Origin of the sequence: Polaromonas sp. YR568 (genome assembly GCF_943372955.1) — a bacterium.
GTDB lineage: Bacteria > Pseudomonadota > Gammaproteobacteria > Burkholderiales > Burkholderiaceae_C > Polaromonas.
In genome coordinates, this window is the sequence record NZ_CALSAL010000003.1 from 162,674 (window position 1) to 184,962 (window position 22,289).

A 22,289-nucleotide genomic window follows, 5' to 3' on the forward strand; every position below is an offset into this window, starting at 1 on the left:
GTCACCGTTCTTTCAGCCTCGGCGATTTTGGTGAGGGCTTCATGACCAGGAGCATCGATGCCGTTGCGTAGTCGCGTCCTCAATTGGCCGCGCGCGGTCAAGTTGCTGCTGGTTATGCTGCTTGATGCTTGCATGGCTGTCAGCGCTGTATGGGTCGCATTTTCATTGCGACTTGACGTACTACATTCGCCGGTCGAAATGCAGTGGATGGTGTATGGCGTAGCCCCTATCTTGGCAATTCCTGTTTTCATCAAATTCGGGCTTTACCGTGCAATTTTCAGATACACGGGGCTCACGGCATTGTTGATTACTTCGCAAGCTGTGATGGTCTATGGATTGCTTCTGTGTATTTTGCTCCTGTGGCATCAGTGGCCTGGTGTGCCTCGAACAATTGGGCTGCTTCAGCCGCTGCTATTCTTGATTCTCATCGGTGGTAGTCGTGCACTGGCAAGGTTCTGGCTATCAAGCTCTGGCAGAAGCGGGCGAAATTCGGCAGGTACACTTCTGATTTACGGCGCGGGCGCAGCTGGTGTGCAATCAGCCACTGCAATTGGCATCACTGGGCAATACCGCATCATTGGTTTTATCGATGATGACGCCAAGAAGAGGGGGCGGAGTATCAACGGAACCCCTGTTTTCAGCGCGAGCGACGTTTCTGCTGTCGTGGACCGCCTGCAGGTAAGTGACATTCTTTTGGCCTTGCCCAGTGCGACCCGAGAGCGCCGTAATGCCATTATCAAGAGTCTGCATGGACTGCCCGTTCATGTGCGCACATTACCTGCATGGGAAGACCTCGCGAGCGGTCGCGTAACAGTTCGCGACTTTCGCGAACTTGATGTAGAAGATTTATTGGGGCGCGCGCCCGTCGCGCCTGACGTGGATCTAATCGCGCGTGATCTGACCGGCGGTGTTGTCATGATCACAGGTGCGGGTGGTAGTATTGGCAGCGAGCTTTGTCGTCAAATTGTGCTCCAACGTCCACGACAGGTGCTTTTGGTGGAGCACAGTGAGTTCGCTCTTTATGCGATTCACAACGAGCTTTCCGCCCTTTGCCAGGCGCGCGATCTCGAGGTGCGGCTTGTCGCATTGCTCGGCAGCGTTGTCAACTATTCGCGAATGGCGGCGATTTGCAGGAAGTATCAGCCTTCTATTGTGTATCACGCTGCAGCGTACAAGCATGTACCGATGGTTGAGAACAATGCCGGTGAAGGCGTGATCAATAACGTGTACGGTACTCTGTGCATGGCGAGGGCGGCCCTTGAATCGTCGGTGGTCAGATTTGTCCTTATCTCAACGGATAAGGCGGTACGTCCTACCAACATCATGGGGGCAAGTAAACGGATAGCTGAGCTGGTACTGCAGGGCCTGGCTGCAGAAGGGTCGCCTAGATTCGAAGGTTCCGCAGAAGCGACTGCGGTTTCAACGGCACATAAGACCTGCTTCACCATGGTTCGCTTCGGTAATGTGCTGGATTCCAGTGGAAGCGTTGTACCGCTGTTTCGCCGCCAATTGATAGAGGGTGGGCCATTGACAGTCACCCACCCGGAGGTTACGCGTTACTTCATGACGATCCCCGAGGCCGCTCAGCTGGTGTTGCAAGCTGGTGCCATGGCCGTCGGGGGGGATGTATTCGTACTCGATATGGGCGAGCCGGTAAAGATACTTGATTTGGCCAGGCGAATGATTGAACTGTCAGGTCTTTCTGTACGTGATGATGAGACAGATACAGGAGACATCCAGATCAAGATCACAGGACTGCGACCTGGCGAAAAGCTCTACGAGGAATTGCTGATTGGGGACAACCCCGAATCAACCGCCCATCCCCGTATCATGAAAGCGCGTGAGCCGTGTTTACCATGGAGTGAGCTCTGTCATGAGCTGGAAGAACTCCGTACGGCGGCCGAATACAACGACATTGAGCAAGTCAAATCGTTGCTTAAGAAGTTAGTGCACGGATACCAGCCAGCTTGACTGCCCTCGCAACAGGTTTTGGAGCTTCGTCATTAACAAGCTGCAGGCGGACTTTCTCCTGCGGCACAATTCAACAAAATTGCTAGTCCGTTGACCTTTGCGAGGCCGTCCCGATGACTCACCCCATACCTGACCCAGACCTCTCCCACGTAGGCCCCCGCGACAAGGCCGAGATCCTTGCGCAGGCGTTGCCCTACATCCGCAAGTTCCACGGCAAGACCATGGTCATTAAATATGGCGGCAACGCCATGACGGACCCGGCTTTGCAGGCGGACTTTGCTGAGGATGTGGTGTTGCTTAAGCTGGTTGGCATGAACCCGGTGGTGGTGCATGGCGGGGGGCCGCAGATCGAGACGGCGCTGAACCGGCTGGGCAAGAAGGGTCACTTCATCCAGGGCATGCGTGTCACTGACGAGGAGACCATGGAGGTCGTCGAGTGGGTGTTGGCCGGCCAGGTGCAGCAGGACATCGTGGGCTTGATCAACCAGGCTGGCGGCAAGGCGGTGGGCCTGACCGGGCGCGACGGTGGCCTGATCCGTGCGCAAAAGCTCAAGATGCTGGACAAGGACGACCCGACCAAGGAGCACGACATCGGCTTTGTCGGCGACATCGTCAGCATCGACCCGAGCGTGGTCAAGGCGCTGCAGGATGACGCTTTCATCCCCGTCATCAGCCCGATCGGCTTTGGCGCGGAAAACGAAAGCTACAACATCAACGCCGACGTGGTGGCCGGCAAGCTGGCCACGGTGCTCAAGGCGGAAAAGCTGGTGCTGCTGACCAACACCCCCGGCGTGCTGAACAAGAAGGGCGAGTTGCTCACCGACCTCAGCGCCCGCGAGATTGACGAGCTGTTTGCCGACGGCACCATCTCGGGCGGCATGCTGCCGAAGATTGAAGGCGCGCTGGACGCGGCCAAGAGTGGCGTCAACTCGGTGCATATCATTGACGGTCGGGTGCCGCATGCCATGCTGCTGGAGATCCTGACCGATCAGGCCTACGGCACCATGATCCGATCACATTAAGCCTTCGCGGTCTGGGTCCCCCGGGGGGAGCTACACCGGCGGCCCGGCAAAAAACCGGTTCCGCGGCCGTGGCTGGCAGGGAAGAGCACTTCGCAGGCTGTCGTTGAGCTGACTGAGGCGCCCCTGCGCTGGTGTTATCCCGCATGAACGCGGTTCATCTCACCCCGTATGCTCAAACCCTATGAGACTACTGCTGGTTGAAGACGATGTGATGGTGGCCAGCGGCATCAAGCTGGGGCTGAGTGACGCCGGCTACGCGGTCGACTGGGTCGGCAGCGCCGAGCGTGCTGAAGAGGTGCTCAAGGGAGAGGCGTTTGACGCCGCCATCATCGACATCGGTCTGCCCCGGGTGGACGGACTGGAGCTGACCCGTCGTCTGCGCCGCAACGGCCTCGCCATGCCGGTGCTGATCCTCACTGCACGCGACGCGCTGCAGGACCGGGTACAGGGTCTGGACCTGGGCGCTGACGACTACATGGTCAAGCCGTTCGAGCTGCCTGAGCTGCTGGCGCGTCTGCGTGCCTTGCTGCGGCGGTCCCAGGCGGCGACCAGCGCCATCCTGAGCTTTGGTGCGCTGGAGCTCGATACCGCGAACCGCGAGGCGCGCGCCAACGGCCAGCTGATCGAGCTGGGTCCGCGCGAATGGACGGTGATGGAATACCTGCTGATGCATGCCCCCAAACCCGCCAGCAAAGACAAGCTGCTCCAGGCCATGACCGGGTGGGACAAGGAAATCACGCCCAATGCCATCGAGGTCTACATCTCCCGGCTGCGTGGCAAGCTGGAAGGCCATGGGGTGGCGGTTCGTTCCATCCGCGGATTTGGCTATCGCCTCGAGCTTGTCAGCACGGGTGGCGATGGGGCAGCCGCTGCCAACCTGGCTTCTCCTGGCACGTCGTCCGCTGACTGAGTGGGCGGCATGAGCAGGCCATCACGGTCCGCAGCCTCAGGGCTTCTTGATCCGGTGCGGGGCCTCGCAGGGCTTGCCGCCAGTCGTTTTACCTACAGTTTCACCCGCAGCCGGCTGGTGCCTGCCGCCATGAAGTCCGGCCTCCAGCGCCGATTGCTGCTGCTGCTGCTCGCGCCGATGGGTGTGCTGGCTGTGCTTGGCGCTTACTTCGATTACCGGACCGCTGGCAATGTGGCCCTGCAGCAGGACCAGCAGTTGCTGCGCCTGATCCCGCTGCTGGCCGACTCGGTGGTGGGCCCGGGGACCGAGCAGGGGACTCCGCCGATACTGCTGCTCGCGCCAGCCATTGAAGAGTTCGTCAAGGGCCGTGCCAATGCCGGCGGCTTTCGTGTGTCGGATGCGGCTGGCAACTTCGTGGCCGGCGAGGCCTGGATACCGGTGGTGCTCCCTCCCACTTTCGATGCGGAGTTCCACAGCGTGGAAGACAGGGGCATTAGCTACCGCATCGTGGTCCAGCGCGCCAAGACGACCGCGGGTGAACTGATCCTGCAACTGGCCGATGGCGCCGATCCGCGACAGCAATGGGTGCGCTCCATGCTGCTCACGGTGCTGCTGCCCAACCTGGTTCTGGTGATCGCTGCCGGCTTTGCTTTCAACTGGGCCGTGACCCGGGCATTGCGGCCGCTGATCGAGCTGAAGGAGGCGGTCGAGCGCCGCAGCCCGCGCGACCTGAGTGCAATCGATCCGCTCGCCACGCCGGCCGAGGTGCAGCCGCTGGTCACCGCGCTCAACCGCCTGTTCGATCTGGTCAACGACCAGGCCGAAGGGCAACGTCGCTTTGTGGCCGATGCCGCGCACCAGCTGCGCACGCCGCTTGCCGGCTTGCAGGCGCAGGTGGAGGCATGGGCGCAGGCGGCGCGCGCTTCTGGCAAAGAGGGGGCGGTCACGCTCTCGGCCGACAAGGTGCTGCGGCTGCGCAGTGCCACGCGCCGCACCTCCCAGCTGGCCAACCAGTTGCTGGCGCTCTCGCGCGCCGATGCCTCGGTCACCTCGGCCCAGCCCATGCAGCGGGTGGATTTGCGGGAGCTGTGTGAATCCGTGCTGCCGACGCAGCTCGACGCCGCCATGAAGAAGGGCATTGATCTGGGGCTGGAGACACAGCCAGCGCAGGTCACAGGCCACGAATGGCTGCTGCGCGAGCTGCTTTCCAACCTGGTGGACAACGCCATCAAATACACGCCGACTGGCGGTACGGTCACCATTCGCTGCGGGCCTTGCAGTCGTCCTGATGCGCAGGGGGTGGAGCAGTCTGGCGCCTATCTGGAAGTGGAAGACGACGGCCCTGGCATCGCCCCGCATGAGCGCAGCCTCGCGGTGCAGCGCTTCTACCGGGTCAAGGGTACGCAAGAGGAGGGCAATGGCCTGGGGCTGGCCATTGCCGACGAGATTGCGCGCCTGCACCGCTCGCAGCTGGAACTGGGCGACGCCCGACCGGCCACAGAGGGCGAGCAGACCGCCCGGCGTTCCGGTCTGAAGGTGCGTTTGCAGCTGGTCTGAGGGCCTTTTACGGCGAGCGCCATCGCCGTAAACCCCATGCTGCCGCCTCTCGGGCCGTCGCCGGGCTGTGAGAGAATCATTTGCAACGAGGATCGGCTTTTTGAAACAGTGTTCCGTTTGGTTTCTTCTGCCCGTCCTGCCTGAGTTCTTTCCCTTCAAGGACCTTTGCGCCTATGTCCGATCCAGCGTCTGAATCTGAACTGACCTCGCCCGCAGCCGCCGAGCCGGCCACGCGCAAACGCCCCAAGCCGGGCGAGCGCCGGGTGCAGATCCTGCAGGCGCTGGCCACCATGCTGGAGCAGCCCGGCGCCGAGCGCATCACCACTTCGGCGCTGGCGGCGCGGCTGGAAGTGAGCGAAGCCGCCCTCTACCGCCACTTCGCCAGCAAGGCGCAGATGTTCGAGGGCCTGATTGAGTTCATTGAGCAGAGCGTGTTCACTCTCGTCAACCAGATTGGCGAGCGCGAGACGGATCACCTGCAGCGCACCCGCAAGCTGGTGGTGATGGTGCTGCAGTTCGCCGAGAAAAACCCCGGCATGACACGCGTGATGGTCGGCGACGCGCTGGTGTTCGAGAACGACCGCCTGCAGGAGCGCATGAACCAGTTCTTCGACAAACTGGAGTCCAGCCTCAAGCAAAGCCTGCGCGATGCAGCGGCCGCCGGCGGTGCCGCCACACCCACAGTCGATGCCCAGGTGCGCGCCTCAGTCATCGTCGCCTTCATGGTCGGCCGCCTGCAGCGCTTTGCCCGCTCGGGCTTCAAGCGCATGCCCTCAGAGCACCTGGAAGCCAGTCTGAATATCTTGTGTTGACCCCTGCTGACGCTCACTGCGTGTAGCGTCCACTGGAAGGGGAAAAGGCGCGACACGAAGTGCGCGTCCGATAGGAGTGAACCTCCTCACCAGTTCCACAAGGTACCGTCATGCGCCAGCCGGTTCACCGGCAGGTACGCGCGCTGGTACGGGTACTTGGCGGCCAGCTTTTCGTCGATGTCCACCCCGTGGCCCACAGCGTCACCGCAGTACATGAAGCCTTTGTTGAAGCTGTAGGCGTGGGGGAAGACCTCGTCGGTGGCTTCGGTGTGGCGCATGTACTCCTGCACGCCGAAGTTGGGCACCCAGGTGTCGAAGTGCAGTGCCGCGCCCATGCACACCGGCGAAAGATCGGTGGCGCCGTGGCAACCGGTGCGCACCTGGTACATCGCGGCAAAGTCGGCAATGCGCCGCAGGTGCGTGATGCCGCCAGCGTGCACGACTGTGGCGCGGATGTAGTCGATCAGCTGGTTCTGGATCAGGTCCTTGCAGTCCCACAGCGTATTGAAGATCTCTCCCACTGCTAGCGGCGTGGTGGTGTGCTGGCGGATCAGCCGGAAGGCCTCCTGGTTTTCTGCCGGCGTGGCATCTTCGATCCAGAACAGGTGGTAGGGCTCCAGTGATTTGCCCAGCCGGGCGGCTTCAATCGGGGTGAGCCGGTGGTGCACGTCGTGCAGCAGGTGGATATCCGAGCCCACGGCCTGCCGCACCGCGTCGAACAGTCGGGGCGTGTGCAGCAGGTATTTTTCAGAGCTCCAATCGTGCTCGCTGGGCAGGTCGGCATCGGCGGGTTCATAAAACAGCGTGCCCTTGCCCACGCCGTAGACCTTGTCCAGCCCGGGGATGCCGCTCTGCGCGCGTATCGCCTGGTAGCCCATTTCCTTGTAGCGCAGCACCTCGTCCACCGTCTGCGCGATGTCCTTGCCGTTGGCGTGGCCGTACACCATCACGCCAGTGCGGCTGCGCCCGCCGAGCAGCTGGTACAGCGGCAGATTGGCTGCCTTGGCCTTGATGTCCCACAGCGCCGTGTCCACCGCCGCAATGGCGCTCATGGTGACCGGTCCGCGCCGCCAGTAAGCGCCCTTGTAAAGGTACTGCCAGATGTCCTCGATCTGGTGGGCGTCGCGCCCGATCAGGCAGGGAATCACATGCTCGGTGAGGTAGCTCACCACCGCGAGTTCGCGACCGTTGAGCGTGGCGTCGCCGATGCCGGTGAGGCCCTCATCGGTCTCGATCTTGAGGGTGACGAAATTGCGGCCAGGGCTGCAGACGATGACGCGGGCGCTGGTGATTTTCATGGGAGTCAGACCTTGTGGGTGGAAAGGAGTTCGAGCGCGGCCAGCATGCCGTGCTGGTTGATCTGTGCCAGCCAATGACTGACGCGTGCCAGCCACGGGTCGTTGTGCGGCAGCGCTTCGCCCCAGATCGCTGGCAGCGTTCCCAGAGTCTGCACCGTCGCCGCCGCATCACCGGCATGTGCGATGGCCAGCGCATGCAGCGTGCTAGACATCGGGTCGTTCATCGCGTAAGGGCGTCCCTGCTCGTCGCTGCCGCGCAGGTAGCGCATCCAGGCTGCAGCCGCAAAGGCCAGCCGCTCCACGGTGTGGCCGGCACGCAGCGCACCCGCTACCGACGGTGGCCAGCGCTGCGGGATTTTTTGTGAGCTGTCGGTGGCGATCTGGTGCACGCTGTGCTGCAGCTCGGGGTTGGCAAATCGGGCCAGCAGCGCATCGCGGTAGCTGGCCCAGTCGGGGCGGCTCAGTTGCGGGCCGACCTCGTGTGTCATCAGGCCATGAACAAAGTGGTGCACCGCTGGCTGCGCGATGCAGTCGCTGATCACTGGCAAGCCGGCCACGGCACCGATGCAGGCCATGGCGGTGTGGCTGCCGTTGAGCATGCGCAGCTTGGCTTCTTCAAACGGCGCGATGTCATCCACCACTGTGACGCCGGCAGCGGCCAGCACCTCGCCATCGGAAGGGTCGACAAAGCGCCGCTCGATGACCCATTCCCAGAAGGCCTCGGTGCCCAGTGCGGCGTGGTCGGCCACGCCCAGTGCCTGCGTGGCGGCGGCAAGGCGCTTGTCTGTTGCAGCGGGAACGATGCGGTCCACCATGCTGTTGGGAAACGCACAGGCGCTGCGAATCCACTGGGCCAGCGCAGGGCTTTCGGCTTCTGCCGTATCGGCACACAGTGCCTGCAGCTTGCGCCCGTTGTGCGACAGGTTGTCGCAGGAGGCGATGGTCAGCCCCGGCAGTCCGGCTGAATGGCGCGCCGCCAGGCCTTGCACCAGCAAACTGGCCAGCGCAGGGCCATAGCCTTTCTCGGTGACGGTCAGCGTGACCCAGCGGGTGGTGGGTGCTGCCAGCGCCTCGACCACCTGCCCGGGCTCACGGGCGGCCACGCAGGTGTGCCACAGGGCGCCGCCAACCTGCCAGTGCACGCCCGCATGGCTGGCGATCTGTACCGCGTAAAGACCATCCTGTGCGGCCAGGGTATCGGCCAACTGCGTGCTGCGCATGGCCACGCCGAGCACACCCCAGCGCGCATCGCCGCGCTGCAGCAGGGTGTCGAACACCAGCGCCTGGTGGGCCCGATGGAAGGCGCCCAGGCCCAGGTGCACCACACCGGGCGAGCTGGTACGCAGATAGCCGGGCACGGTGATGCCGCGCGCCGCAAGGGCGGGCAGTACGTGCGGGGTGAGCAGGGTGGGGTCAGTCAAACTGCAGGCCTCCGTTGAGGTCCAGCACCTCGCCGGTGATGAAGCCACTCATCGGGTGCGCGAGAAACAGCACGCAGTGGGCGAACTCTTCCAGCTCGCAGAAGCGGCCCACCGGAATCTTCAGGCGCAGCTCGGCCTGCCGCTCGGCGCTGACCTGCTCGGTCAGCATCTGGGTCTTGACGAAGGTGGGTGCCACCGCGTTGCAGGTCACACCGAAAGGGGCGTACTCGCGCGCAAAGCTGAAGGTCAGCGAGGTCACGCCGCCCTTGCTGGCGGCATAGGCTGGAAGGGGAGAGAGGCCGCCGGTCTTCGCGCCGTAGGACGACACATTGACGATGCGGCCAAAACCGCGCGACTTCATGCCCGGGGCGACGCGCTGGCTCACGTAGAACACCCCGTCGAGGTTGATGCGCAGCGTCTTGTGCCACAGCTCGGGCGTGGTCTGCTCGCAATTGGCGTACTGCAGAAAGCCGGCATTGTTCACACACACGTCGATGCGGCCAAAGCGTGCTTCTATGGCATCGCAGGCGGCATGCACCTGGGCCTGGTCGCTCACATCCATCGTGAAGCAGGCCAGCCGGTCACCGTACGATGCCAGTGCGTTGGCGACCTGCGTGGTTTGCAGGTCTGTGGCAGCCACGCGGTAGCCGGCTTCGAGCAGGGCGCGTGTGGTGGCCAGACCCATGCCGGCGTTGGCACCAGTGACGAGTGCAACCTGGTCGCGGATGGGAGGATGCAGGGTGTTGAAGGCCATGTGAATTGGGCTCGATGAGGTGGTTCGATGAGGTATTCGGCTGAAGTGTTTTGGTGCAACTTGACTGATGACGTAGTGGTCACTGGTCAGGCAGGCTCACGCCGACCTTGTGGCCGCTGGCGACGATTTCCTGCCAGGTCCGTTCGTCCAGCGTGATGCCGTCCGCCTCACGCTGCACGCGTGCGGCACGCTCCGGGTCGCCGGCGATCTGCACGGCGTCAAAGCCCGAAGCGACAGGCCCGGCTTTGAGCCAGTCGACGAATGCAACGGCTTCCGCTTCGAACGACGAGGCCTGGGTGCCGAGGTGCGCCGGCGAAATCAGGATGGTCAGCATGCCGTTGACGACCGCGCGAACGTTCGGGTCGGTCGGCCTGTGCCAGGTGCCGCTGCCGGTCAGGGCGCCGCCCAGCAGCTCGCAGGCCACCGCCAGGCCGTAGCCCTTGTGCTCGCCAAACGCCAGCAGCGCGCCGAACAGGCCGTTGCCTTGGGGGACCACCACCACGCCCGGGTCGGTGGTCGGCTGCCCCTGCTCGTCAATCAGGATGCCCGGCGCCACACGCCGCCCTTCGTTGTGGGCGACACGCATTTTTCCCTGTGCCGCCAGGCTGGTGGCGAAGTCCAAAATGAAATCACCACTTCCCGCTAGTGGAATGCCAATGCAGCAGGGGTTGGTGCCATAGCGTCCATCGGCGCCACCAAAGGGCGCCACCACCGGCCGCGACAGCACATTCACGAAATGCAGTGACACCAGTCCTTCGGCCACAGCCATCTCGGCAAAGTGGCCGATGCGGCCCAAGTGGTGCGCGTTGGCCAGCGTCATGATGCAGCTGCCATGCGCCTTGGCGCGCGCGATGCCCAGCGCCATGGCCTGCTTGCCCACCACTTGGCCGTAGCCGCGCTGGCCGTCAAGCGTGAGCAGTACGCCAGTGTCGAGCACCACCGTCACGCCTGTGTTGGGTTGGAGGCCGCCCTCCAGCACCGCATCGACATAGCGCGGCAGCATGCCCACGCCATGTGAGTCATGGCCGCTGAGATTGGCAAGGACCAGATTGGTGGCGACAGTTTCAGCTTCGTCGGCGGCACTGCCAGCAGCCCGCAGGACGGCAGCGACGTGAGCGCGCAAGTGCGCGGCGGGAACGGTGTGGCTCATGAATGCAATCGCTGCAGGGCCTACATGACTGCGCCGACCTGCCAGGGCACAAACTCGTTCTGCCCGTAGCCGTGTTTCTCACTCTTGCTCTGCTCGCCGGAGGCGGTGGCCAGCACCAGATCAAAGATCCGTTGCCCCATCTCCTGCACCGAGGCACTGCCGTCGATGATCTCGCCGCAGTTGATGTCCATGTCGTCTTCCTGCTTGCGCCACAGCGCCGAGTTGGTGGACAGCTTGAGCGACGGCGAGGGCGCACAGCCGTAGGCACTGCCGCGGCCGGTGGTGAAGCAGATCAGGTTGGCACCGCCTGCGACCTGGCCGGTGGCGCTGACCGGGTCGTAGCCCGGCGTGTCCATGTAGACAAAGCCGTGTGCCGTCACCGGTTCGGCGTATTCGTACACCGCTTCCAGATTGCTCGTGCCACCTTTGGCGACGGCGCCGAGTGACTTTTCAAGAATGGTCGTCAACCCGCCCGCCTTGTTGCCGGGCGAGGGGTTGTTGTTCATCTCGCCGCCGTTGATGGCGGTGTAGTGCTCCCACCACTTGATGCGGGAAATCAGTTTTTCTGCGATGGCGGGCTGCACGGCGCGGCGTGTCAGCAGGTGCTCGGCGCCATAGATCTCGGGCGTTTCGCTGAGGATGGCGGTACCGCCGTGCGCCACCAGCATGTCCACCGCGGCGCCGAGTGCCGGGTTGGCGCTGATGCCCGAGTAACCGTCAGAGCCGCCGCACTGCAGGCCGATGGTGATGTGCGAGGCACTGCAGGGTTCGCGCTTGACGGCGTTGGCGCGCGGCAGCATCTCGCGGATCAGGGCGATGCCCTTGTCCACTGTCTTGCGCGTGCCGCCGGTGTCCTGGATGTTGAAGACGCGGAAGTTGTCACCCTCGCGCAGCGCGCTGTGTGCGAGCCAGGCGTTGATCTGGTTGGCCTCGCAGCCCAGGCCCACAACCAGCACACCAGCGAAGTTGGCATGGGTGGCGTAGCCAGCGAGCGTACGCTCCAGAATCTGCATGCCCATCCCTTCGGTGTCCATGCCGCAGCCGGTGCCATGCGTCAGCGCCACCACGCCATCGACGTTCGGGAAATCGCTCAGCGCCTCGGGATGGGTCTGGCGCGAGAAGTGGTCGGCAATCGCCCGCGCGGCCGTGGCCGAGCAGTTGACGCTGGACAGGATACCGATGTAATTGCGCGTGGCCACCCGCCCGTCGGCCCGCTTGATGCCCATGAAGGTGGCCTCGCGCTTTGGCGCGGCGGGCTTCACGTCGGCGCCAAAGGCGTAGTCGCGCTCAAAGCTGCCCTTGTCCGGCCCCATGTCGAGGTTGTGGACATGGATGTGCTCACCCGCGGCAATGGCCTTGCTGGCAAAGCCGATGATCTGGTTGTAGCGGCGGACCGCCTCACCCGCCGCAATGGCATGGGTGGCGACCTTGTGGCCCGCAGGGATCAGGCCTTTGACGGTCACACCGTCGACGACGGTGCCGCCCACCAGCTGCTGGCGGGCAATCAGGACATCGTCAAGGGGGTGCAGGCGAATGAATGGCGTCATCTGGATTTCTCTTCGGTCAGCAGTTCACGGGAACATTTCAATAAAACATCTTGGGCAGCCACAGCACCAGCTTGGGGAAGTAGGTGATGACGATCAGACTGCCCAGCAGCGGGAACAGCCAGGGCAGGATGGCAATCGTGGTGCGCTCGACCGACAGCTTGGCCACGCGCGCCAGAACAAACAGCACCATACCCATGGGCGGGTGCAGCAGGCCGATCATCAAATTGAGCACCATGACCAGTCCGAAGTGGACCGGATCCACGCCCAGCTGAACCGCAATCGGCACCAGGATGGGCACCAGAATCGTGATGGCGGCGGTCGGCTCCAGAAAGCAGCCGACAAACAGCATCAGCAGGTTGGCCAAAAGCAGGAAGACCCATGCCTCCTTGGTGAAGCCCAGGACCCAGTTGGCAATGTCGGTGGTCACGCCAGTAGCGGTGAGCATCCAGCCGAAGATCGATGCAGCAGCCACAATGAACAGCACGGTGGCGGTGGTTTCCACGGTGTCGAGGCAGACCTTGACGAAACTGCGGAAGGTCAGCGTGCGGTACCACGCGAAGCCGAGAATCAGCGACCAGACGCAGGCCGCGATCGCGCCCTCGGTGGGCGTGAAGATGCCAGTGGTCATGCCGCCGATCAGCAGCACCGGCGTCATGATGGGCAGCACGGCCTGGAAGTTGAAGGCCTTGTCAGCAGCGAACAGCACCACCAGTGCAACCGCCACGGTGATCTGTGGCGGAAAACCCAGCTTGCTGATCAGCACCCACAGCAGCAGCGGCCAGCCGATGACCACAGCGGTTTCGATCAGTGCCTTGCTCAGGCGGCGCCAGTCGAACTTGACGTCTGCGCCCCAGCCGTTCTTGTGGGCGAAGTAGGCGACTGTCAGCATCATCAGCAGCGCCATCATGACGCCCGGCAGAATGCCCGCCAGAAAGAGCGCGCCAACGCTGACGTTGGCCATCATGCCGTAAATCACAAAGGGCAGGCTGGGCGGAATGATGGGCCCCAGCGTGGCCGACGCGGCCGTCACGCCAACTGCAAACTCCGTGCTGTAGCCATGGTCCTTCATGGCCTTGATCTCGATGGTGCCGAGGCCCGCCGCGTCGGCAATGGCGGTGCCGCTCATGCCCGCAAACACCACCGAGCCGACCACATTGACATGGCCCAGCCCGCCTTTCATCCAGCCCACCAGCGCCAGCGCGTAGTTGTAGATGCGGTTGGTGATGCCGGCGTTGTTCATCAGGTTGCCGGCGAGGATGAAGAAGGGGACAGCCAGCAACGGAAAGCTGTCGATGCCGCTGACCATGCGGTGAATCACCACAAACGGCGGCGAGCTCTGCGTGAACAGGATGTACAGCAGCGAGGCGCCCGCCATGGCCATGGCCACCGGCAGGCCGCCGCTCATCAGGAACAGGAAAACAATCTTCAGCATTTAGCGGTCCTCGATGGTGGATTCAGGGCGTTCGAGCACGCTGTAGCCGCGCTTGACATGCACCCGCATGACCCAGATGGAGCGCACGCACATCGCGGCAAAACCCACCAGGCAGACGCCGTACACCAGGTTCATCGGCAGGTCGACGATGGTCATCTTGTAGTTGCCCATCTTGTCCATCATTTGCCACGTAAGCCCGACGGCCCCTGCCAGAAAGGCGATGCGCAGCACGTCAGTGAGCAGGGCCATGGCCCGGCCCAGCCAGGGCGGCATGAAGCGGTAGAAAAAATCCACCTGGATGTGGTTGTTCTTGGCCACGCCAATCGCCGCACCGACAAACACGGTGGCGATCAGCAGGTAGCGCGCGATCTCTTCCGTCCATGCGGCGGAGTCGTTCATCACATAGCGGGTGAAGAACTGGTAGAAAACCGTCAGGCCCAGGGCCCAGAAAAACAGCAGCGCTGCCCATGCCTCGACAGGTGTACCCGACAGGTCGACCGCTTCGTCGGTTGCGTGGAACTCGCCGTCTTCGCCCATGACCTTGGGCAGGGCGTCAATGTCAGGAATCGGAGTCATGGTGATGGGAGGTAAGGGCAGTCGGCTGGAAGGCCCGCCCCTTGCGGGCAGGGGCGGGTGAGTGGCTGCAGGCGATCCGGCTCAGGTGCCGAAACGCCTGCCGGGCATCACTTGATGGCCTGGATACGGTCCCAGTCCTTCTTGTCATAGCCCATCGAGGCCATGTCCACGGCCTTGACGATGCGCTCACGGAACTCGTCGCGGTTCACGGTGATCATGTTGATACCCTTCTTCTTGAACTCATCGACCAGTTCGCCTTCGCGCTTCTTGATGTCGGCGGTGGCGTTGGCGGCCGCCTCCTGCATCACGTCGGTGAAGGTTTTCTTGTCGGCGTCACTGAGCTTGTTCCACACGTGAGGACCCACTTGTGTGACCAGCGAGTCGAGGATGTGGCCGGTCAGGATGATGTTCTTCTGCACCTCGAAGAATTTCTTGGCCTCAATGGTTGGCAGCGGGTTCTCCTGGGCGTCGACAGTGCCGTTCTGCAGTGCCAGATAGACCTCGGCAAACGCGATCGGTGTGGGGTTGGCACCGCAGGCGCGCGGCAGCGCCATGTATGCAGGTACATCAGGCACCCGCATCTTCAGGCCCTTCATCTCGTCGCAGTTCTTGAAGGCCTTGTTGCTGGTGGAATGCCGTGCGCCGTAGTAAGTGACGGCCACGGTCTGGATGCCGGTCTTCTGCTTGTAGCCGTCGGCCAGCTCCTTGAACACGTCGCTCTTGGCGTACTTCAGCAGGTGGTCGGAGTCGCGGAAGGTGTAGGGGTAGTAGCCCACGCCGATGCGCGGAAAGCTGCGTGCGGCAAACGAGGCGCCCGAAATGATGATGTCCACCGTGCCCAGCTGCAGGCCCTGGTTGATGTCGCTTTCCTTGCCCAGCGTGGAGGCTGGAAACACCTGGATGTCGTAGCGGCCGCTGGTGCGTTTCTTGATCTCTTCACCGGCCCAGACCGACCACTTGTGGTACGGCTCGGAAACCTCGTACACGTGGGCCCACTTGAGCTTGGTCTGTGCCTGCGCCAGGCCGAAATGGCCCAGGCTGCTGGCGAGCAGCGCGCAGGCGGCGATCAGACGTAAAGAGGAACGCTTTTTCATGGTGATGTCTCCTTGGGTGGTTGGTTGTCAATTGCTGGCGGGATCAGGAACTGTTGGCGCGGCGCCAGCTCGCGCTGTAACGGTTGCAGGCTTTCTTCAGGTGCTCGTGCATCGCACTGCGAGCAGCGACCGGGTCGTGGGCGCGGATGGCCTCCAGCACGGCGGCGTGCTCAACGAGCGCAGCCTTCCATGAGGGAGGGTTTTCGAAATAGTCGCCGAGGCGCTCGAACAGCGTGCCGCGGCGCGCCTGCCAGTAGCCCTGGACGGTGTCGCGCAGCACTTCGTTGCCGCAGCCCAGCGCAATCGCCTGGTGAAAGGCCTCGTCGCCTTCGCGCGGTGCGATGCCGCTGGCGGCCTCGTCCTTCATCTGTTCGATCGCGCTGGCCATGGCGTTGATGTGCGCACGCTTGGCGTGACGGGCGGCGAGGGCGGCCACTTCGCCCTCGACCAGCTCGCGGGCGCGCATCAGCTCCAGCGGTCCCCATTCGGCGGGCTCATAGGCGGGTGTGGCCGACGCGCTTTTGCGGCGCGGCTTCATCACGTAGATGCCGGAGCCGGTACGCACGTCGATGGCGCCCTCGACCTCCAGCGCAATCAGCGCTTCGCGCACCGAAGGGCGGCTCACGCCCAGCTGCTTGGCCAGGTCCCGCTCGGCCGGCAGGCGCGTGCCCTCGGGGAATTCACCCGAGGCAATCAGCGTGCGCAGCTGCTCGGCAATCTGCCGGTAGAGGCGCTGGGGTTCGACGGTCTGAAGGGGCATGGAAGGCGTTTGAGGCAGGCGGAGCGAGCGGAAACAGTGTTAAGGGTTAGCCTGAATTGGACAAGTGGTCAGACCAATTCATAATTCCATGAAAGCCGGGCGATGACATCCGGCAAAACCCTGTTAAGCAAAACCCTGTGGAGCTGAAATGAGACTCAAAGGAAAGGTGGCCCTGGTCACGGCGGCCGGCCAGGGCATTGGCCGTGCCACGGCGCTGGCGCTCGCCGCGGAAGGCGCTGAAGTCTGGGCAACCGACGTCAATCCGAAGCTGCTGGACGGCTACGACGGCGTGCCGGGCGTCCGTGCGGTGCCGCTGGACGTGCTCGACAAGGCCGCCATCAACCGCGTGGTGGCGGGCATTCCCCGCATCGACATCCTGTTCAACTGCGCCGGTGTGGTCCACAACGGCAGCCTGCTGCAGGCTAGCGATGCCGATCTGGAGTTTGCCTTTCAGCTCAATGTGCGGGCCCAGTTCTGGGCCATTCAGGCGGTGCTGCCGGGCATGTTGAAGAACCAGGGCGGCAGCATCATCAACATGGCCAGTGTCTGCAGCAGCCTGAAGGGGCTGCCCAACCGTTTTGTCTATGGCACTACCAAGGCGGCAGTGATTGGCCTCACCAAAAGCGTGGCGGCCGATTACGTGGGGCAGGGCGTACGCTGCAACGCCATCTGCCCCGGCACGGTAGACACACCTTCACTGGCCGACCGCATCAATGCCAATGCCGATCCGGTGGAGGCCCGCAAGAATTTCATCGCCCGCCAGCCCATGGGCCGGCTGGCGCAGGCGCACGAGATCGCACCGCTGGTGGTGTTTCTGGCCAGCGACGAGGCGGCCTTCGTCACTGGGCAGGCTTACAGTATCGACGGGGGCATGACCATATGACGCGCGGCTGCAGCAGATCGTTGTGGCTGAAGGCTACGTCATGAACCAGCTCGATCTTGCCAGCCAGCATGCCGTGGTGACCGGCGGCGCCTCGGGCCTGGGCCTGGCCATCACCCAGCGCCTGATCGCATCGGGCGCCACCGTGACGGTCTGGGACCGCGATGAGCAGGCCATGACTGCGGTCATCAAATCCCTGGGTACCGCCGTGCGCGGCGTGCTGGTCGACGTGGCCGTGCATGCCAGCGTGGTGGCTGCGGTCCAGCAGACCGTGGCGGCGCGGCCTGTGGTCGATGTGCTCGTCAACTCCGCCGGCATCACCGGCCCCAACGGCCCGCTCGCCACCTACCCGGTGCCTGCGTGGGAGCAGGTGATGCAGGTCAACCTCAACGGCACCTTCCATGTCTGCCGCGAGGTGGTGCCTGTGATGCAGCAGAACAACTACGGCCGTGTGGTCAACATCGCCTCGGTGGCCGGCAAAGAGGGCAACCCCAATGCCAGCGCCTACAGCGCCAGCAAGGCGGCGGTGATTGCACTCACCAAGTCGCTGGGTAAGGAGCTGGCGGCAACCGGCATCCGGGTGAACTGCGTCACACCAGCTGCAGTGAAGACGGCGATGTTCGACCAGATGACGCCTGAGCACATCCAGTTCATGCTGTCGAAAATTCCGATGGGGCGTTTTGGCGAACCCGACGAGATTGCCGCGATGGTGGCCTGGCTGTGCAGCGAGGAGTGCGCCTTTTCTACCGGCGCGGTGTTTGACCTCTCGGGCGGCCGCGCCACTTACTGAAAAACTGAAAACCAGCTTGTCGCTTTCGGTCACTGATCGACCCCGCTTTTTCAACGACACTTTGGTTACGTCACATTCACTGATTTCGAACTGAAAAAAGGAGACTCCATGAAACTCGTTCGCTATGGCAACCCCGGCAAGGAAAAGCCGGGCCTCATTGACGCAGACGGCAAACTGCGCGACCTGAGCGGCGTGATTGCCGACATCGGCCCCGGCCAGCTGGGTGATGCCGCGCTGGCCAAGCTGCGCAAGCTCAAGACCGACAAGCTGCCGCTGGTCAAAGGTTCGCCCCGCATGGGTTGCCCGGTCACCGGCGTGGGCAAATTCATCGCCATTGGTCTCAATTTTGCAGACCATGCGGCCGAGTCCGGCCTACCGATTCCCAAAGAGCCCATCGTCTTCCTCAAGGCCACCACCTGTATCCAGGGACCGAATGACCCGGTCATGCTGCCCAAAGGCTCGGTCAAGACCGACTGGGAGGTGGAACTGGGTGTGGTGATCGGCACGCGTGCACGCTATGTGTCGCAGAAAGACGCGCTGAACCATGTCGCTGGCTACTGCACTATCAACGACGTCAGCGAACGCGAATACCAGATCGAGCGCGGCGGCACCTGGGACAAGGGCAAGGGCTGCGACACGTTTGGCCCCATCGGCCCCTGGCTGGTGACGCGCGACGAAGTGCCCAACCCCCAGAAGCTGCAGATGTGGCTGGACCTCAATGGCCAGCGCGTGCAGAAGGGCTCCACCAAGACCATGATTTTCGGCGTCGCCAAAATCATCAGCTACGTGAGCCAGTTCATGACGCTGGAGCCAGGCGATGTGATCACCACCGGCACCCCACCGGGCGTGGGCATGGGCATGAAGCCGCCGCTCTACCTGAAAAAGGGCGACAGGATGACCGTCGGTATCGAAGGCTTGGGTGAGCAGCAGCAGGTGGTGGTGCCGTTCAAGCTTTGAGGGCGCCTGCAGGTCAACCGTCCTTGCAATCTTCGTAGAGGGTTGACACCGACGACACGGTCGTGGCGAATCTTGCGTGGTCCATCAAGGGCGCCCCACGCAAGACCTGGGGCGTTTTCAATTGCGCAAGCTGGTCGTATCCTTTTGAGAACGCCATTCAGTGTGTGGGCGTTAACTGCTCGCGACTCGCCCGAACCCGCGCCAGCGCATGGCTGACTTCATTGAAGCTCATGCCGTACATGTCGGCAAACTCGGCCTCGGTTTTCCCACTGGCTTCGAATGCGCGCATCAGGGCTTCGCGCTTGGCGGTTTGGGCGGCAAGTTCGGTTAGGGCTGCGTCGAGCAGGGCGTTGGCGGTGTCGTCCTGCGTGCGTACCCGTTCGGCGTAGTCTTCCTTGCCGAGGCCTGAGGCTTCGATGGCCTTGACAATGCGGGCGCAGAACTCGGGGCGCAGATCGTCTTTGGTGCGGCCCTGGCGGCGGCGGAACAGCTCCACGATGGCGTGGTGCACGTGCTCTGGTGCCACGGGCTCGACGGGCTGACCCTGCAGGTCATGCCGTGGGTGGCCGGCTGCCACGCTTTCGAGGTAGCGGGTGGATCGTGCGTGCAGCCCGAGCGCGACCTTGAGATCGTCGCGCTTGAAGGCGTCGGGGTGCAGGGCCAGCAGCTCCTGGAACACGCCCAGCTTGAGCGGCAGAAAGCGTGCGCCGAAGAGGCCGGGGTACAGCTCGAACAGCTTTTGCAGCACGGGATGCACCTCGCGCGGCGGGCGCTTCGCTGATGCGGCTTTTACGGTGGGTTGCCCCCTGCGTTGGCGCCTGTCATTGCCTTTGGGTGGACGAGTGGGTGAACTGTCGGCCGGAGCAGTGGTTTCAGCGGTTGAAGTGGGTTCTGTCATGAGGTGGGTGTATCCGGGGTGAGATGCGATGAAACGCGGTGGGTTCAGCGGGGCCTGAACATGTGGAATAGGCTCTCGGCTTTCACCTCGAAATAATCAGCGGGCCCGCCGCCGCGCAGCACAGGCTGGGCCGCAGCAGTGTCGTAAATACCATTTTTGAGCAGGTGCCGCGCAATGTGCACGGCCACCACCTCGCCAAACACCATCCAGGTCGGCACTGGCACGCCGTCGACGCCCTGCAGTTGCAGGATCTGCGTGAGCTTGCACTCGAACGACACGGGGCTTTCCAGCACGCGGGGCGGCGCAACGCGGGTGGATGCGACCGGCGTCATGCCTGAAAGTTGAAACTCATCGACCTCTGGCGCCACGCTGGCACAGGACTGGTTCATGGCTTCTGCCAAGGGCCGGGTGGTGAGGTTCCAGCAGAATTCCCCAGTTTCGCGGATGTTGTGCAGGCTGTCCTTGGCGCCGATACTGGAAAAGCCGATCAGTGGTGGCGTGTAGTTGAAGGCGTTGAAAAAGCTGTAGGGCGCGAGGTTGAGGTGGCCTGCGGCGTTCTGCGACGAGATCCATCCGATGGGCCGGGGCCCGACGATGGCATTGAACGGGTCATGCGGCAGCCCGTGCCCTTGCGCTGGCTCGTAATAGTGGAAGTCATGGGGCACGGTGTGTCTTTCGGTCGTATCGGAGAGGACGGCGAGCAGTGGCAATCAGGCCGCAGCCCGTTGCTGCACTGATGCACCGAGTATCTGCCGCGCCACGGCTTCGGCCACCTTGATGCCATCCACGCCAGCCGACAGGATGCCGCCAGCGTAGCTCGCGCCTTCGCCAGCCGGGTAGAGACCGCTGACGTTCACGCTCTGCAGATCGTCGCCACGCGTGATCTTGATGGGCGAGGAGGTGCGCGTTTCCACGCCGGTCAGCACGGCGTCGTGCATGTCAAAGCCCTTGATCTTCTTGCCGAAGACCGGTAAGGCTTCACGCATGGCTTCTATGGCGTAGCCGGGCAGCGCGGACGACAGGTCGCCGATGGCCACGCCGGGTTTGTAAGAGGGGATGACGCTGCCCAGCGCGGTGGATGGCCGCCCCGCCACGAAATCACCGACCAGCTGGCCAGGTGCCTCGTAAGTGCTGCCGCCCAGCACATAGGCGTGTGATTCCAGTTGGCGCTGCAGGTCAATGCCGGCCAGCGGGTTCGCGCGGCCATCGCCGGAGTTGCCTGTGGGGTAATCGCTCGGGTCAATGCCCACCACGATGCCTGCGTTGGCGTTGCGCTCGTTGCGCGAGTACTGGCTCATGCCGTTGGTGACCACGCGGCCGGGTTCAGACGTCGCAGCCACCACGGTGCCACCGGGGCACATGCAGAAGCTGTAGACCGAGCGGCCATTGCTGGCGTGGTGGACCAGTTTGTATTCGGCAGCGCCCAGGGCCGGGTGGCCGGCGTGGCGCCCCCAGCGGGCGCGGTCAATCAGGCCTTGAGGGTGCTCGATGCGAAAACCGATGGAAAACGGTTTGGCTTCGATGTGCACGCCACGCGCATGCAGCATGGCAAAGGTGTCCCGCGAGCTGTGGCCCAGCGCCATCACCACATGGTCAGCGCGCAGCTCATGGCTCTGGCCGGTCGCCTGGTCCAGCACGGTGAGGCCGCGCAGGTGCTGGCCTCTGTGTCCGCGCTCGATCAGTACATCCGTCACGCGCTGCTCGAAGCGGATCTCGCCGCCCAGTGCGACGATCTGCTCGCGCATGTTCTCCACCACCTTCACCAGCTTGAAGGTGCCAATGTGGGGATGCGCTTCGTAAAGGATGTCTGCCGGGGCCCCGGCCTTGACGAACTCGTTCATTACCTTGCGGCCCAAGTGGCGCGGGTCCTTGATCTGGCTGTAGAGCTTGCCGTCAGAAAACGTGCCCGCGCCGCCTTCGCCGAACTGCACGTTCGATTCCGGGTTCAGCACATTCTTGCGCCACAGACCCCAGGTGTCCTTGGTGCGCTGGCGCACGGTTTTGCCGCGTTCCAGCACGATGGGCTTGAAGCCCATTTGCGCCAGCACCAGCGCCGCAAAAATGCCGCAGGGGCCAAAGCCGACCACCACCGGGCGCAGCGGCAGATGCGCTGGCGCCTGGCCGACCGGGTGGTAGGCCATGTCGGGTGTGGGGAGTATGTGTGGATTGCCGGCGTGGCGCGCTAGGAGCGCGGCTTCGTCCTGTCCATCGGCCAGCGTGACATCGACGATATACACCTTCATCAGCTCGGCCTTGCGGGCGTCGAAGCTGCGTTTGTGGATGTGCAGGTGGGCAATCGCTGCAGGCGCGATGGCCAGCGTGCGCGCGGCGAGGGTGAGCAGGCCGTCTTCCGCATGGTCGAGCGGAAGCTTCAGTTCAGTCAGGCGAATCATGGGGGCTCGTGGTGATCAAGCAGCCTGCATTTTAGAGGGTGTGGCAAATCGGGGGCGTGGCGGATAA

At 63.4% G+C, this 22,289-nt stretch carries 20 protein-coding genes; 8 read left to right on the plus strand and 12 right to left on the minus strand.

The genetic code is table 11. From position 1 onward, the window contains the following. Positions 1-57 precede the first annotated feature (57 nt). The 5 genes from AAG793_RS11010 (at position 58) to slmA (ending at position 6,272) form a co-directional block, all read left to right on the plus strand. Positions 58-1,971 (plus strand): nucleoside-diphosphate sugar epimerase/dehydratase, encoded by a 1,914-nt coding sequence (locus AAG793_RS11010; RefSeq protein ID WP_341908131.1) that lies wholly within the window; start codon positions 58-60, stop codon positions 1,969-1,971. Between the two features lie 113 nt (positions 1,972-2,084). Further along, positions 2,085-2,993 (plus strand): acetylglutamate kinase, encoded by a 909-nt coding sequence (gene argB / locus AAG793_RS11015; protein ID WP_341908134.1) that lies wholly within the window; start codon positions 2,085-2,087, stop codon positions 2,991-2,993. 181 nt (positions 2,994-3,174) lie between these two features. Next, positions 3,175-3,903 (plus strand): response regulator transcription factor, encoded by a 729-nt coding sequence (locus AAG793_RS11020; RefSeq protein ID WP_341908137.1) that lies wholly within the window; start codon positions 3,175-3,177, stop codon positions 3,901-3,903. A gap of 129 nt (positions 3,904-4,032) precedes the next feature. Beyond that, positions 4,033-5,460, plus strand: coding sequence for an ATP-binding protein (locus AAG793_RS11025; RefSeq protein ID WP_341908139.1), 1,428 nt, complete (start codon positions 4,033-4,035; stop codon positions 5,458-5,460). Between the two features lie 173 nt (positions 5,461-5,633). Next, positions 5,634-6,272 (plus strand): nucleoid occlusion factor SlmA, encoded by a 639-nt coding sequence (gene slmA, locus AAG793_RS11030; protein WP_341908145.1) that lies wholly within the window; start codon positions 5,634-5,636, stop codon positions 6,270-6,272. Between the two features lie 86 nt (positions 6,273-6,358). Here slmA and manD read toward each other — a convergent pair whose 3' ends face one another. From manD to AAG793_RS11075, 9 genes are all read right to left on the minus strand, one after another. Continuing rightward, on the minus strand, positions 6,359-7,570 hold the full coding sequence (gene manD, locus AAG793_RS11035; RefSeq protein WP_341908147.1) for a D-mannonate dehydratase ManD: 1,212 nt from the start codon (positions 7,568-7,570) through the stop codon (positions 6,359-6,361). A 5-nt stretch (positions 7,571-7,575) separates the two neighbouring features. After that, positions 7,576-8,991, minus strand: coding sequence for a mannitol dehydrogenase family protein (locus AAG793_RS11040; protein WP_341908150.1), 1,416 nt, complete (start codon positions 8,989-8,991; stop codon positions 7,576-7,578). Next, positions 8,984-9,745, minus strand: coding sequence for an SDR family oxidoreductase (locus tag AAG793_RS11045; RefSeq protein WP_341908152.1), 762 nt, complete (start codon positions 9,743-9,745; stop codon positions 8,984-8,986). The genes AAG793_RS11040 and AAG793_RS11045 overlap by 8 nt, the downstream gene beginning before the upstream one ends. Positions 9,746-9,824: 79 nt before the next feature. After that, complete coding sequence (locus AAG793_RS11050) at positions 9,825-10,895, minus strand: malate/lactate/ureidoglycolate dehydrogenase (protein WP_341908155.1); 1,071 nt, start codon at positions 10,893-10,895, stop codon at positions 9,825-9,827. Positions 10,896-10,915: 20 nt separating this feature from the next. Then, on the minus strand, positions 10,916-12,442 hold the full coding sequence (locus AAG793_RS11055) for an altronate dehydratase family protein (protein WP_341908157.1): 1,527 nt from the start codon (positions 12,440-12,442) through the stop codon (positions 10,916-10,918). A gap of 37 nt (positions 12,443-12,479) precedes the next feature. Further along, positions 12,480-13,874, minus strand: a complete 1,395-nt coding sequence (locus AAG793_RS11060) for a TRAP transporter large permease (protein ID WP_341908160.1) — start codon at positions 13,872-13,874, stop codon at positions 12,480-12,482. Next, entirely contained in the window at positions 13,875-14,450 is a 576-nt protein-coding gene (locus AAG793_RS11065; RefSeq protein WP_341908163.1) for a TRAP transporter small permease, read from the minus strand. 107 nt (positions 14,451-14,557) lie between these two features. Next, positions 14,558-15,544: a sialic acid TRAP transporter substrate-binding protein SiaP gene (locus AAG793_RS11070; protein WP_341908166.1), complete on the minus strand. Its 987-nt coding sequence runs from the start codon at positions 15,542-15,544 to the stop codon at positions 14,558-14,560. 43 nt (positions 15,545-15,587) lie between these two features. Then, complete coding sequence (locus tag AAG793_RS11075; RefSeq protein ID WP_341908169.1) at positions 15,588-16,304, minus strand: FadR/GntR family transcriptional regulator; 717 nt, start codon at positions 16,302-16,304, stop codon at positions 15,588-15,590. A gap of 148 nt (positions 16,305-16,452) precedes the next feature. Here AAG793_RS11075 and AAG793_RS11080 point away from each other — a divergent pair, with 148 nt between their 5' ends. The 3 genes from AAG793_RS11080 (at position 16,453) to AAG793_RS11090 (ending at position 18,931) form a co-directional block, all read left to right on the plus strand. Next, entirely contained in the window at positions 16,453-17,187 is a 735-nt protein-coding gene (locus tag AAG793_RS11080) for an SDR family oxidoreductase (protein WP_341908173.1), read from the plus strand. 40 nt (positions 17,188-17,227) lie between these two features. Then, positions 17,228-17,974: an SDR family NAD(P)-dependent oxidoreductase gene (locus tag AAG793_RS11085; RefSeq protein WP_341908176.1), complete on the plus strand. Its 747-nt coding sequence runs from the start codon at positions 17,228-17,230 to the stop codon at positions 17,972-17,974. A 108-nt stretch (positions 17,975-18,082) separates the two neighbouring features. Continuing rightward, positions 18,083-18,931 carry a fumarylacetoacetate hydrolase family protein gene (locus AAG793_RS11090; protein WP_341908179.1) on the plus strand — a complete coding sequence of 283 codons (849 nt, stop codon included), beginning with the start codon at positions 18,083-18,085 and terminating at the stop codon, positions 18,929-18,931. 157 nt (positions 18,932-19,088) lie between these two features. Here AAG793_RS11090 and AAG793_RS11095 read toward each other — a convergent pair whose 3' ends face one another. Genes AAG793_RS11095 through AAG793_RS11105 form a run of 3 tightly spaced genes read right to left on the minus strand, consistent with a single transcriptional unit; the run spans position 19,089 to position 22,222 of the window. Further along, a complete protein-coding gene (locus AAG793_RS11095; RefSeq protein ID WP_341908183.1) occupies positions 19,089-19,829 on the minus strand; it encodes a ProQ/FINO family protein in 741 nt (246 codons plus the stop codon). Positions 19,830-19,873: 44 nt separating this feature from the next. Beyond that, positions 19,874-20,494: a flavin reductase family protein gene (locus AAG793_RS11100; RefSeq protein WP_341908186.1), complete on the minus strand. Its 621-nt coding sequence runs from the start codon at positions 20,492-20,494 to the stop codon at positions 19,874-19,876. A 45-nt stretch (positions 20,495-20,539) separates the two neighbouring features. After that, positions 20,540-22,222: an NAD(P)/FAD-dependent oxidoreductase gene (locus AAG793_RS11105; protein WP_341908189.1), complete on the minus strand. Its 1,683-nt coding sequence runs from the start codon at positions 22,220-22,222 to the stop codon at positions 20,540-20,542. Positions 22,223-22,289 lie beyond the last annotated feature (67 nt).